Below are 11,957 nucleotides of genomic sequence, written 5' to 3'. Positions count from 1 at the left end.
GCGAACAACCATGGCCTGACTGGAACGGCGCGTTGCAACAAATGTGGGAGCGGGCTTGCCCCGCGAAGCGCCGCGCGGGCGGCGCTCGATCTCAAAGGCGCTGAAGATCCCAAGGCAAGCGCCCCGCGAAGCGCCGCGCGGGCGGCAAGATCCCAAGGCAAGCCCTGTCAGCCAGCCAAGACCTATCGCGCTGCGCAAAAACGATCGACCTGTACTAGGGTGAAGCAGTGCTCCATGCACCGCGATGTCAGGTCGCGCTCTTGAGGCCTGGGCAAACAGGCTCCACTGCGCGCAGATAGGGCTACCTGGAGAATCCCATGGCACGAGACTTCAACCGCGCACTGTTGGACGTGTTAATCCGTGCCGGGCTGGTCGCCGCGTTGGTGGTGACGTGCTACGAAGTCTTCCGTCCCTTCCTCGGCCTGATGCTGTGGGCAGTCATCCTGGCAATCACCTTCTACCCCTTGCACGGGCGATTGCGCCATCGCCTGGGGCTCAAGCCTGGGCATGCCGCCAGCCTGATCGTGCTGATTACCCTGCTGATCCTGATGGTGCCCATCTACCTGTTGGCGGTGTCCATCGGCGAGTCGGTGCGCGCGGGCCTGGAGCTGTTCGACAGCGGGGCATGGCACATTCCAGCGGCGAATCCCGACGTGCAGGCCTGGCCGTTGATAGGGCCGCAGCTGTTCACCGTGTGGCAGCAGGCCGCCACCGATGCAACCGGCCTGGTGCAGGGCGTGGCGCCGCACCTGAAGGGCATTGGCATGGTCGTGCTGGGCAAGTTGGCGGGTGTGGGCACGGGCTTTCTGCTGTTTGTCGGTGCGCTGATTCTGTCGGGTATCGTCATGGCCTACGGCGACAACGGCGAACGTAGCGCCGTGCGCATAGGCACGCGCATTTCCGGCCCCGAGCGTGGCCCGCAGATCGCTGCACTGTGCACCGCGACCATCCGTGCGGTAGCCCAGGGGGTGGTAGGCATCGCCTTCGTGCAGATGGTGCTGGTGGGCGTCGGTTTCGTGGTCATGGGCATACCCGGCGCGGGGCTGTTGGCCATCGTGGTGCTGTTGTTGGGCATCATGCAGCTGCCAGTACTGCTGATTACCGTGCCGGTGGTGTGCTTCGTGTTCTTTACCGAAGGCGTCAGCGTGGCCAGCGTGGTCTTCGCCGTATACAGCGTGCTGGCAGGCATGGCGGACAACGTCCTCAAACCGCTTTTGCTGGGGCGCGGGGTGAATGTGCCGATGCCAGTAGTGCTGATCGGCGCCCTGGGCGGCATGGTTGCGGGCGGCTTCATCGGGCTGTTCATCGGGCCGGTGATCCTGGCGGTGGGTTACATGCTGTTCTGGCAATGGGTCGATGACGGCCCTGCCAGCGGCCCAGGAGTCGTCGCGCCATGAACGGCACTCAGGCAGGTGCAGCGGAGCAGAGGGCAGATGACGTGATCATTTGCGAATATTGCGACGCGGTCTACCAGCGCGCCCCCCTGCAGCGCCACCAGAGTGCGGCATGCCTGCGCTGCGGCGGCGTGCTGTACCGCCACAACCCGTTGAACGTGCAACAGCGCCTGGCCCTGTGCGTGACCGGCGGCGTGCTGCTGGTGTTCGCCAATGCCTACCCGGTAATGACCATCAGCATGGGCGGCCTGAGCAACTCGGCGACGTTGTGGGATTCGGTGCTGGTCCTCAGCCAAGGCAGCATCACCTTCATTGCCCTGGTGCTGGCGCTGGCGATCATTTTCGCCCCCGTGCTGCAGATTGCCCTGCTGTGCTGGGTGCTGGGTTTCGCAGTGGGCGGGCGCCGTGCCCCCGGCTTTGCCAGTTGCATGCGGGCGCTGGAAAAACTGCGGCCCTGGAGCATGCTGGAGGTGTGCCTGCTGGGGGCGATGGTAGCGGTGATCAAACTGGCGGGCCTGCTCGATGTGATTCCGGGCATCGGGCTGATCGCCCTGGCGGTGCTGAGCGTGTTGATGATCTTCATTGCCGGGCGCGATATCCGCGACCTGTGGGGGCAGGTATGAGTGCCCCGGCGCTGGCCGGCGAGCTGGGCTTGTGCCTGTGCCACGGCTGCGGGCAGGCCTGTGACCTGCGCCTGGGCCAGCACCAGTGCGACCGCTGTGGCGCGCCGCTGCACCGGCGCAAAGCCAACCCCATCGCCCGTGGCTGGGCGTTTCTGTTCGCTGCGTTGATCTTCTATATACCGGCCAATGTGCTGCCAGTGATGAACACCGAAATGCTCGGCCAGGGCAGCGACAGCACTATCGTTGGCGGCGTGCTGGAGTTCTGGGAGGCCGGCGCGTGGGACATCGCGCTGATCATCTTCATCGCCAGCATCGGCGTGCCGGCGATAAAGTTCGTCTCCCTCGGGTTGCTGCTGTTCACCGCCCAGCGCCATAGCCATTGGGCACGGCGGCAGCGCTCGCAGCTGTTTCGCTGCGTCGAGCTGATCGGCTACTGGTCGATGCTCGACGTCATGGTGGTGGCGCTGGTGGCTGCGCTGGTGCAGCTGCGCGGGCTGGGCACCATCGAGCCGCGCCTGGGCATTCTGTTTTTCGGCCTGGTGGTGGTGCTGACCATGTTCGCGGCCATGAGCTTCGACCCACGCCTGATCTGGGACGACCAACCACACCACGGGGAGCACGGCGATGGCGCTGGAGACTGAGAACCACGCACGGCCCGGCCAGGCGCAGGTGCGCACACGGCGCTTCAGTGTTTCGCTGGTGTGGATCGTCCCGGTGCTGGCGCTGCTGGTCGGCGCCTCGCTGGTGGTGCGTAACTGGATGCAGCAAGGGCCGGTGATCAGCATTTCATTTCGCAGCGGCGAGGGCCTGGTGGCGCACAAGACCCAGGTGCGTTACCGCAGCGTGGTGATCGGCGAAGTGACCACGGTGGAGCTGACCGAGGACCGCAAGGGCGTGGTGGCCAAGGTCGAACTCTCCAAGGAGGCGGAGTCGTTCGCCACCGACGGCGCGCGCTACTGGGTGGTGCGCCCGCGCATCGGCGCCGGCGGTATCTCGGGGATCGACACGTTGCTGTCGGGCAGCTTCATAGGTGCCGATGCCGGTGAGTCGAAAAAGCCTGAAAAAACCTTCGTCGGGCTCGAGTCGCCACCGCCCATCACCTACGGCGAGAAGGGCAAGCGCTTCGTGCTCAGCGCCAATGACCTGGGTTCGCTGGATATCGGCTCATCGATCTATTTCCGCCGCATCCCGGTGGGCGAGGTGGTGTCTTATGCAATCAAGCCCGACGGCAGGGGCGTGGACATCGATATCTTCGTGCAGTCGCCCCACGATGCGTTCGTCACGCTCGACACGCGTTTCTGGAACGCCAGCGGCATCGACATGCAGATCGGGGCCAACGGGCTGAAGGTCGAGACCCAGTCGTTATCGTCGATCCTCATGGGCGGGCTGGCCTTCGGCACGCCCGAATACGCAGCGCCCGCAGAGGCCGCTGTCGACCAGCAGGCCTTCGAGCTGTTCGCCGACCGCGATGCGGCCTTGGCACCGCCAACCGGCAAGGCGCAATACCTGCGCCTGCGCTTTGACCAGTCGATGCGTGGGCTGTCAGTGGGGGCGCCGGTGGAATTCAAGGGCGTGGAGTTCGGCCGGGTGACGTCGATCACGCTGGATTACGACCCGAAAAAACAGAGCTTCCCCGTTGTGGTGGATGCGGCCATCTACCCCCAGCGCCTGGGCCCGGTGCACCAGAAAATGCTCAAGGTATTCAAGCACACCGAAGGGGATGCAGCCGGTGCCCGGCAACTGATCGGTACGTTCGTCGAGCACGGCCTGCGCGCCCAGGCCCGCAGTGGCAACCTGATCACCGGGCAGATGTTCATCTCGCTGGACTTCTACCCCGAGGCGCCCAAGGTCGCCTTCGACATGAGCGCCGACCCGATCGTCATCCCCACCGTGCCCGGCAGCCTGGAAAAACTCCAGGAGCAGCTGCAGGGTGTGCTCGAGCGCATCGGCAAGCTGCCGCTCGAAAGCATCGCCGGCAACCTCGATGGCACGCTGCACGAGCTGCGCAGCGCCGCCAAGCGGGTTGACGGGCAGACCCTGCCGCGCCTGACGAGCACCCTGGATGAACTGCAGAAGACCCTGCGCACGGCCAATTCGGCGATCGCCGAAAACTCGCCGCAGCGGGAAAAACTCGGCGATACGCTGCAGGAACTGGAACGCATGTCACGCTCGCTGCGCGACCTGGCGGACTACCTCGGCCGTCACCCCGAATCGTTGATTCGCGGGCGGCCGAAAGCCGCAGGCGCGGACGACGTCAAACCCTGAGCATGCCCCAAGGAGTATGAGCCAATGCGCACGCTGCCTACCCTGTTGCTGGCCACGCTGGTGGTGCTGACCGCGGGCTGTCGCAGCGCGCCTAACAACTACCACACCTTGGTTGCCGCGCAGCCGAGCCGCGGCGCCGGTGAGAAGATTCTGGTCGAACGGGTCAGCCTGCCGCCGCAGGTGGACCGCCCGCAACTGGTGATCCGCCAGGGCACGAGCGGGCTGGTGATCCTGGAAACCGAATGGTGGGGGGCCAACCTGGTCGATGAGTTCCGCAGCGCCTTGCAGGACCAGCTCGGCGGGCCGGTTGGCGGCACGCCCAGGGCACTGTTGCGGGTGGATGTGCAGCGGTTCGATTCGGTGCCGGGGCAGTACGCGCTGCTGGAAGCGGTGTGGCGCCTGCAACGCCCTGGCCAGGCTGAGATGACGTGCCGGACGTCTGTGCAAACCCCCGCGCAAAACAGCATCGGCAGCCTGGTCGGCGCCCAGCAGGCCAATCTGCAGAAGCTGGCCAGCGCCGTGCGCGCCAGTGCAGCCGGTTGCCCGAGATCCTAGCGTTCAGCCGCAGCAGGCTGGCCGCTGATAAACGGGTTGTGCACACGACAGGCAGGTTTTCCGCTAGAATGCCGCCCGGGTGCTAGCTGCACGGAGCAGTGATGCAGGTTAAACAACTACGCCGGTCGGGCCGCCAGCGGGAGTTCTTGCGCCCATGCAAAAACATGTAATACCTCGCGCCCAGCGCATTGCCCTGCGCGCCTTTGCCAACTTCGAGCGCTTCCTGCACATCGAGGCCGTGAGCGGTATCGTGCTGTTGATCGCCGCCGTGGCGGCGCTGATCTGGGCCAATTCGCCCGCCGCTGACAGCTACGATGCCCTCTGGCACACGCCCATCACCTTCGGCATCGGCTCGCTGGTGTATTCCCAGTCACTGCACTTCTGGATCAACGATGGCCTGATGACCATCTTCTTCCTGGTGGTGGGCATGGAAATCCGCCGCGAAATCCATGAAGGGGCGCTGTCCAGCCTGCGCCAGGCCACGCTGCCGATGGCCGCGGCCGTTGGCGGGGTGGCGGTGCCCGCACTGATCTACCTGGCGTTCAACCATGGCCCGGCCGACCATCAGGGTTGGGCGGTGCCCACTGCCACCGACATCGCCTTTGCGGTGGGTGTGCTGGCGCTGCTGGGCAAGTCGATCCCATCCAATGTGCGGGTGTTTCTGCTGGCCCTGGCGATCATCGACGACATCATTGCCGTGCTGATCATTGCCTTCTTCTACTCCGGTGGCCTCGATTACAGCGGCCTGGGCGTTGCCGCCATCGGCCTGCTGCTGGTGCTCGGCCTGCAGAAGATCGGCGTGGGCTCGGCCTATGCCTACATCATCCCCGGCTTCATCACCTGGTTGGGCGTACTGATGACCGGTGCCCACCCCACCTTGGCGGGTGTCGCGTTGGGGCTGATGACGCCGGTCAAGGCGATGCCGCTGAGCGAGCGCCCGCTGGAGGCCGTCAGCCGCTTCACCGACGACCTGCTGGGCCGGGCAAAGGCACCGGAGCGTGATGCCAGCCAGCTCATGAGCCCGCTGAAACACCTGCGCCTGGCCCAGCGTGAGCTGGTTCCGCCAGTGACCCGTGTGCAAGGCACCCTGCACCCGTGGGTGGCCTACGCGATCATGCCGCTGTTTGCCCTGGCCAACGCCGGTGTCGGGTTGTCCGGTGTCGACCTGTCGGCCGATGGGCCGTTCTGGGTGATGGTTGCCGTTGCCGTTGCGTTGGTCGCCGGCAAGCCGTTGGGTATTGTCAGCGTCAGCTGGCTGATGGTGCGCCTGGGTTGGTGTGCGCTGCCGGCAGGTGTCACCTGGCGTGGCATCACCCTGATCGGGCTGCTGGCGGGTATCGGCTTCACCATGTCGATCTTCATTGCCAACCTGGCCTTCGCTGACCCTGGCGCGCTGGGCGCAGCGAAACTCGGCGTGTTGTCGGGCTCCGTCACCGCGGCGGTGATCGGCGTGGCGTGGGGCGTCTGGAGCCTGCGCAAGGCAGCCTCGGCTGTGCGGGCTGAAGCCGGCTGATTGCAGCGCCCCTCGAAATAGTTATCGGGGGGTGCATCCAAACAGCATCCTGGCGGGTATTACAGGCAGCGCGACTTCGCGCTGTCGATTACTCGCCAGGAGATGTGCACCATGAATAGCCCCGTTACCCTGCTGATGCTTGCCGGCGGCCTTGTGCTGATACTGGCCAACCAGGCCGCCCACGCTCAATCCTCCGTACCTGACGCCGTCAAGGTGCCGGACGGCCATTCGGTCATGCTCGAGACCGTCGGTGTCGGCCAGATCACCTACGAATGCCGCGACAAAGCCAATGCGCCGGGCCAAACCGAATGGACCTTCGTCGGCCCCAAGGCCGTGCTCAACGACAGGGCCGGCAAGCCAGTGGGCGACTACTTCGGGCCGCCCGCCACCTGGCAGGCGAAGGACGGCTCGAAGGTCACCGGCACCCAGTTGGCCATCGCGCCAGCGGCCAAGGGCGACCTGCCTTACCAGCTGGTGCAGGCCAACCCGGCTGAGGGCAAGGGCGCCATGACCGGCGTCAGCTTCATCCAGCGCCTGGCCACCCGTGGCGGCGTGGCGCCGGCAAGCGCCTGCGCGGCGCAGAACAAGGGCGAGCGCAAAGTCGTCGACTACCAGGCTGACTACATCTTCTGGGCGGCAAAATGAAGGTGACCGAACCAGGCAGGTGAGTGGCTGGCGTCTACGCTATCGACAAGCCCCAGTCACTTGGCTGGGGTGCCGCCCAGGGACCTTGCATTGAACTCACCTTTGCCTCCGTTCGATTATCAACGTTGCCTCCAGGCTTGCGCGCAGGGTGACCGGCGCGCATTGCATGCACTCTACGAGGAGGAGGGCGCACGCTTGCTGGGCGTCGCGCGGCGTATCGCCCGCGACGATGCGACGGCCGAAGATATCTTGCACGACGCCTTTGTCCGCATCTGGACCCGCGCCGCCAGCTTCGACCCTGCGCGCGGCTCGGCGCGTGGCTGGATCTACAGCGTCACTCGCCATCTGGCGCTTAACTTCATTCGCGATACCCGGCGGGAAGTGGTGTTTGACGAGGCGGCTTTCACCCCTGCGCCCTTTGCCGGGGATATCGACCTGCAAGCGGATTCGGCCAAGGTTCATCGCTGCCTTGAGCAGCTGGAGCCTGCACGCAAGCTGTGCATCCTGCATGCGTATGTCGACGGGTGCAGCCATGCCGAGATCGCCAGTTTGCTGAACACGCCGCTGGGCACCATCAAGGCCTGGATCAAGCGCAGCCTGAAGGCGTTGCGGGAGTGCATGGGATGAAGAAAGCGCAGGGCGAAACGGCAGAAGCGCACGACGCGCTTGCCGGGGAATATGTGCTGGGCACTTTGTCGGCAGAGCAGCACCAGGCCGTGCAGAAGCGCCTCGGCGAAGACGCGCAGCTACGTGCCGCCGTGGATGCCTGGGAGCAACGGCTACTGTCGCTCAATGCACTGGCCACGCCGGTGGCACCCAGCGCGCGCTTGTGGCGCCGGATCGACCGCAGCCTTGATGTGCAACAACCTGCACAGCCACCGCGCTGGTGGCAACGCTTGGCGCTGTGGCAAGGCATGGCCGGCGCCGGTGTGCTTGCGAGCCTGCTGCTGGCATTTACGCTGCTGACCACCCAAGCGCCGGCGCCGTCTTACCTGGTGGTGCTGGTTGCACCGGCTGACAGTGCTGCAGGTTGGGTGGTGCAGGCCAGCGACGCGCGCAGCATTCAGCTGATTCCTCTGGGCCAGTTCCCGGTACCCAGCGACAAGGTGCTGCAGTTCTGGACCAAAGGCGAGCAGTGGCAGGCCCCGGTATCGTTGGGCCTGGTCAAGCCGGGTGAGCAATACCGCGTGCCCGCGCACGACCTGCCGCCGCTGGAAGCCAACCAACTGTTCGAGTTGACCCTGGAGAAGGCCGGCGGCTCGCCAACCGGTCGGCCAACGGGGCCTGTGCAGTTCATTGGGCGAGCGGTGAAAGTGCTGTAAAACCGGCCCCGAAATAAAGCGGCGCCTGGGCGCCGCTGCCAGTCAATGCACGTGCTCAGGGCGCTTCTTGCGCGGCGCCGGAGCCTCGCCGTGGCCGTCGTCGGCCTCGCTGATCGGCACTTCGTTACCGTCACAGTCGAACAGCTTGCCATCACGGAAAAAGTCACCTTCGTTGAGCCCGGCAATGTCGCGGTAGCGCAAGGTGCGCTCGCTGGCGGCGACGAACACCGACTGCTGGTCGGAGTTGCCGGCACGCAGGTGGTTGAACAGCAGGTTGAGCAGGATCGCCATGATCGCCGCCGAGCTGATGCCGGAGTGGAAGATCGTCTCGAACCAGGCCGGGAAGTGGTGGTAGAAGCCTGGCGCGGCGATCGGGATCATGCCAAAGCCGATCGAGGTGGCAACGATGATCAGGTTCATGTTGTTGCGGTAGTCCACCTGGGCCAAGGTGCGGATGCCGCTGGCCGCGACGGTGCCGAACAGCACCACGCCCGCGCCGCCCAGCACCGAGGTAGGCACCGCGGCAATCAGCCGGCCCATCACCGGCAGCAGGCCAAGGGTCACCAGGATCAGGCCGGTGGTGGCCACCACATAGCGGCTCTTCACGCCGGTCACGGCAACCAGGCCGACGTTCTGCGCGAAGGCACTCTGGGTGAAGGAGCCGAACACCGGCGCGAAAACGCTGGAGATCATGTCGGCGCGCAAGCCATTACCCAACCGTTTCGAATCGACCTTGGTGCCGATGATTTCGCCGACGGCGAGAATGTCGGCAGAGGTTTCGACCATGGTTACCACGATCACGATCAGCATCGAGATGATCGCCGCAACCCGGAATTCGGGCGCGCCCAGTGGCATCAATTGAGGCAAGGCGACCAGCGTGCCGTCGAGCACATTGGAAAAGTCGGCCATGCCAAAGGCCACGGCCACCAGCGTACCGATCACCATCGCCAGCAAAATCGACAAGCGCGAGAGGGTGGCGCTGCCCAGCTTGCTCAGCAACAGCACGGTGGCCAGGGTGAAGGCCGCCAGGGCGATGTTGGCGATGCTGCCAAAATCTGCTGCCTGGCTGTTGCCGCCCATGGCCCAGCGCGCCGTGACCGGCATCAGGGTCAGGCCGATGGTGGTGATGACGATGCCCGTCACCAGGGGTGGGAAGTATTTCGTGATGCGCGAGAACAGCGGCGTGATCAGCAGCCCGATCAATGACGCCGCGATCACAGCGCCAAACACCACCGACAGGCCAACCCGGCCGTCACTGCCGATGATCGCGATCATTGTCGCCACGCCCGCGAAGGACACCCCTTGGACCAACGGCAGCTGGCAACCGAAGAACGGAATACCGAGGGTCTGCAGAAGCGTCGCCAAGCCGCCGGCAAACAGCGAGGCGGCGATCAGCAGGCCGATTTCAGCCGGGGTCAGGCCGGCCGCCTGGCCGATGATCAGCGGTACGGCAACAATGCCACCATACATCGTCAGCACATGTTGCAGCCCATAGGCCACATTGGCGCCAACGCCGAGGTTCTCGTCTTCCGGACGAGGTGTAGCGGGTGAAGTCATGGTGAGTAGCTCGCTTTTGTTTTTTTAATGCGTCTAACAGCACGGTTTCAGTCGCGGTGGGTGAACTCTGGAACAGGGGTTTGGCCGTTACGCGCTTTGCAGTGCGCAACGGCTGTTTTGCATTACTCGCCGATGACCAGCTGGCGGGCCAGTTGGTTGTGGCGCTCGAGCACCAGTGGCAGGTCGACGGTGGTGATGCGGCCATCCTTGACCACCACACGCCCGTTGATCACGCTGGTGTGGACCTGGGTCGGGGTGCAGAACACCAGCGCCGCCAGCGGGTCGTGGTGAGCACCGGCGTAGGACACATGCCCGAGGTCGAAGGCCACCAGGTCGGCGACCATGCCCGGCGCCAGGGCACCGATGTCGTTACGGTTGAGCACTTTGGCGCCGCCGAGCGTGGCGATTTCCAGCGCCTCGCGAGCGGTCATCGCATCGGGGCCAAAGCCGACACGCTGCAGCAACAGCGCCTGGCGCACTTCGCCGATCATGCTGGCGCCATCGTTGGAGGCCGAACCATCGACGCCCAGGCCTACCGGCACACCGTGGTCGCGCATCTTGCGGATCGGCGCGATGCCCGAGGCCAGGCGCATGTTCGAGCATGGGCAGTGGGCCACACCGGTGCCGGTGCGGGCGAACAGCTCAATGCCGTGCTGGTCGAGTTGCACGCAGTGGGCGTGCCAGACATCGTGGCCGACCCAGCCCAGGTCTTCGGCGTATTCGGCCGGGGTCATGCCGAACTTCTCGCGGCTGTAGGCGATGTCGTTGACGTTTTCGGCCAGGTGGGTGTGCAGCGACACCCCGTAGTTGCGCGCCAGCACCGCGGCTTCGCGCATCAGGTCACGGCTGACCGAGAACGGCGAGCAGGGCGCCACCACCACGCGCAGCATCGAGCCGTGGCTGGCGTCGTGGTAGTCCTCGATCAGGCGCTGCGATTCCTTGAGGATGTCGCTTTCCTTTTCCACCACCGAATCCGGTGGCAGCCCGCCCTGGCTGCGGCCGACGCTCATGCTGCCGCGCGCGGCGTGGAAGCGCATGCCGATTTCGCCGGCGGCGTGGATGCTGTCGTCGAGCTTGCAACCGTTGGGGTAGATGTACAGGTGGTCGCTGGAGGTGGTGCAGCCCGAGAGGATCAGCTCGGCCATGGCCGTCTGGGTCGACACCGCGATCATCTCGGGGGTCAGCCGTGCCCAGATCGGGTACAGGTTGGTCAGCCAGTTGAACAGCTCGCCGTCCTGGGCCGCTGGCACCACACGGGTGAGGCTCTGGTACATGTGGTGGTGGGTGTTGACCAACCCCGGGATGACCACCTTGCCGGTCATGTCGAGGATTTCGTCAGCGTGCTGGGGCAGCTCGTCGCTGGGGCCGACCTGCTTGATCAGGTTGTCTTCGATATACACGCCGCCGCGTCTGATCTCGCGGCGTTCGCCGTCCATCGTCACCAGCAGTTCGGCGTTTTTTATCAGCAAAGTCTTGGGCATTGGTGTTCCTTCCCGTGAGGGGTGCGGGTTGCAATCTGTGTGTATGGACACCCGGTTTTCGACTAGAGCCAGGCCCTGGAAACCAGGTGCAGTGTGGCAAACACTACGTGGTTGGCAGGGTAGGTCAGGGCTGCAGCGCGCGCGTCGACGCCGTCGAGGCGCATAGGCTCGATGTGGGGCGAAGGGTGGGCTGCCGGAGTAACGAAATAGCGGCGAATGCATCGATTCGCGCAGGGGGCTCGGAGAGGGCGAGCGGGTAGGGGTAATGCATGGCTTCAGGCCTGTCGCAATACGCAGCGGCGATGACCGGTGTCGTAGGCGCGGGGGTAATGTAACCAGGAATGGTTGTTTTTGTATACGGAAAAGTTGGGGGTTGGGGTTTTGGCGGGAGATAAGGGGTTGGCTGGCAGGTGCCTGCCTTGGGATCTTTGGTGATGCATAAATCCAGCGCCGCCCGCGCGGCGCTTCGCGAAGTGCTTGCCTTGGGATCTTCTGCGCCCTTCAGATCGAGCGCCGCCCGCGCGGCGCATCGCGGGCAAGCCCGCTCCTACATTTGTTGCAACGTGCCATGGCCTGTGAGGCCATAGTTGCCAGCCTTGTTG

The 11,957-nt window shown here is 65.0% G+C and carries 11 protein-coding genes; 9 read left to right on the top strand and 2 right to left on the bottom strand.

Features of this window, described 5'->3' with window-relative positions; all coding sequences use genetic code 11:
- Nucleotides 1-317: 317 nt before the first annotated feature.
- The 9 genes from ACFY68_RS26060 to ACFY68_RS26020 all read left to right on the top strand — a co-directional run bounded on the left by ACFY68_RS26060 (nucleotide 318) and on the right by ACFY68_RS26020 (nucleotide 8,317).
- Complete coding sequence (locus tag ACFY68_RS26060; protein WP_387533546.1) at nucleotides 318-1,397, top strand: AI-2E family transporter; 1,080 nt, start codon at nucleotides 318-320, stop codon at nucleotides 1,395-1,397.
- The gene (locus ACFY68_RS26055; RefSeq protein ID WP_387533544.1) at nucleotides 1,394-2,017 is read left to right on the top strand and encodes a paraquat-inducible protein A; all 624 of its coding nucleotides are present in this window, start codon (nucleotides 1,394-1,396) and stop codon (nucleotides 2,015-2,017) included. Before ACFY68_RS26060 ends, ACFY68_RS26055 begins: the two co-directional genes overlap by 4 nt.
- Nucleotides 2,014-2,658: a paraquat-inducible protein A gene (locus ACFY68_RS26050; protein ID WP_387533542.1), complete on the top strand. Its 645-nt coding sequence runs from the start codon at nucleotides 2,014-2,016 to the stop codon at nucleotides 2,656-2,658. Before ACFY68_RS26055 ends, ACFY68_RS26050 begins: the two co-directional genes overlap by 4 nt.
- Nucleotides 2,642-4,282, top strand: coding sequence for an intermembrane transport protein PqiB (locus ACFY68_RS26045; protein WP_387533539.1), 1,641 nt, complete (start codon nucleotides 2,642-2,644; stop codon nucleotides 4,280-4,282). The genes ACFY68_RS26050 and ACFY68_RS26045 overlap by 17 nt, the downstream gene beginning before the upstream one ends.
- Before the next feature lie 24 nt (nucleotides 4,283-4,306).
- On the top strand, nucleotides 4,307-4,837 hold the full coding sequence (locus tag ACFY68_RS26040; RefSeq protein ID WP_387533536.1) for a membrane integrity-associated transporter subunit PqiC: 531 nt from the start codon (nucleotides 4,307-4,309) through the stop codon (nucleotides 4,835-4,837).
- Between the two features lie 154 nt (nucleotides 4,838-4,991).
- Complete coding sequence (gene nhaA, locus ACFY68_RS26035) at nucleotides 4,992-6,350, top strand: Na+/H+ antiporter NhaA (RefSeq protein WP_387533533.1); 1,359 nt, start codon at nucleotides 4,992-4,994, stop codon at nucleotides 6,348-6,350.
- Between the two features lie 135 nt (nucleotides 6,351-6,485).
- Entirely contained in the window at nucleotides 6,486-6,995 is a 510-nt protein-coding gene (locus ACFY68_RS26030) for a DUF3455 domain-containing protein (RefSeq protein ID WP_387533549.1), read from the top strand.
- Between the two features lie 90 nt (nucleotides 6,996-7,085).
- Nucleotides 7,086-7,622 carry a sigma-70 family RNA polymerase sigma factor gene (locus tag ACFY68_RS26025; RefSeq protein WP_346612399.1) on the top strand — a complete coding sequence of 179 codons (537 nt, stop codon included), beginning with the start codon at nucleotides 7,086-7,088 and terminating at the stop codon, nucleotides 7,620-7,622.
- Complete coding sequence (locus tag ACFY68_RS26020) at nucleotides 7,619-8,317, top strand: anti-sigma factor domain-containing protein (protein WP_387533530.1); 699 nt, start codon at nucleotides 7,619-7,621, stop codon at nucleotides 8,315-8,317. The genes ACFY68_RS26025 and ACFY68_RS26020 overlap by 4 nt, the downstream gene beginning before the upstream one ends.
- Before the next feature lie 42 nt (nucleotides 8,318-8,359).
- On the opposite strand, the gene ACFY68_RS26015 is transcribed toward ACFY68_RS26020, so the two are convergent.
- Together ACFY68_RS26015 and ACFY68_RS26010 are read right to left on the bottom strand one after the other, a co-directional pair.
- Nucleotides 8,360-9,874 (bottom strand): nucleobase:cation symporter-2 family protein, encoded by a 1,515-nt coding sequence (locus tag ACFY68_RS26015; RefSeq protein ID WP_387533527.1) that lies wholly within the window; start codon nucleotides 9,872-9,874, stop codon nucleotides 8,360-8,362.
- A 122-nt stretch (nucleotides 9,875-9,996) separates the two neighbouring features.
- Nucleotides 9,997-11,355, bottom strand: a complete 1,359-nt coding sequence (locus ACFY68_RS26010) for an 8-oxoguanine deaminase (protein WP_387533524.1) — start codon at nucleotides 11,353-11,355, stop codon at nucleotides 9,997-9,999.
- Between the last annotated feature and the right edge of the window lie 602 nt (nucleotides 11,356-11,957).

It is taken from the genome of Pseudomonas sp. NPDC012596 (assembly GCF_042902325.1).
GTDB lineage: Bacteria > Pseudomonadota > Gammaproteobacteria > Pseudomonadales > Pseudomonadaceae > Aquipseudomonas.
This window is presented reverse-complemented; position numbering and strand designations above follow the sequence as displayed.

What these genes read in the sequence shown, in the direction of transcription:
- ACFY68_RS26060 (WP_387533546.1), top strand. Translation starts at nt 318, where the DNA reads ATGGCACGAGACTTCAACCGCGCACTGTTGGACGTGTTAATCCGTGCC.
- ACFY68_RS26055 (WP_387533544.1), top strand. Translation starts at nt 1,394, where the DNA reads ATGAACGGCACTCAGGCAGGTGCAGCGGAGCAGAGGGCAGATGACGTG.
- ACFY68_RS26050 (WP_387533542.1), top strand. Translation starts at nt 2,014, where the DNA reads ATGAGTGCCCCGGCGCTGGCCGGCGAGCTGGGCTTGTGCCTGTGCCAC.
- ACFY68_RS26045 (WP_387533539.1), top strand. Translation starts at nt 2,642, where the DNA reads ATGGCGCTGGAGACTGAGAACCACGCACGGCCCGGCCAGGCGCAGGTG.
- ACFY68_RS26040 (WP_387533536.1), top strand. Translation starts at nt 4,307, where the DNA reads ATGCGCACGCTGCCTACCCTGTTGCTGGCCACGCTGGTGGTGCTGACC.
- nhaA (WP_387533533.1), top strand. Translation starts at nt 4,992, where the DNA reads ATGCAAAAACATGTAATACCTCGCGCCCAGCGCATTGCCCTGCGCGCC.
- ACFY68_RS26030 (WP_387533549.1), top strand. Translation starts at nt 6,486, where the DNA reads ATGCTTGCCGGCGGCCTTGTGCTGATACTGGCCAACCAGGCCGCCCAC.
- ACFY68_RS26020 (WP_387533530.1), top strand. Translation starts at nt 7,619, where the DNA reads ATGAAGAAAGCGCAGGGCGAAACGGCAGAAGCGCACGACGCGCTTGCC.
- ACFY68_RS26015 (WP_387533527.1), bottom strand. Translation starts at nt 9,874, where the DNA reads ATGACTTCACCCGCTACACCTCGTCCGGAAGACGAGAACCTCGGCGTT.
- ACFY68_RS26010 (WP_387533524.1), bottom strand. Translation starts at nt 11,355, where the DNA reads ATGCCCAAGACTTTGCTGATAAAAAACGCCGAACTGCTGGTGACGATG.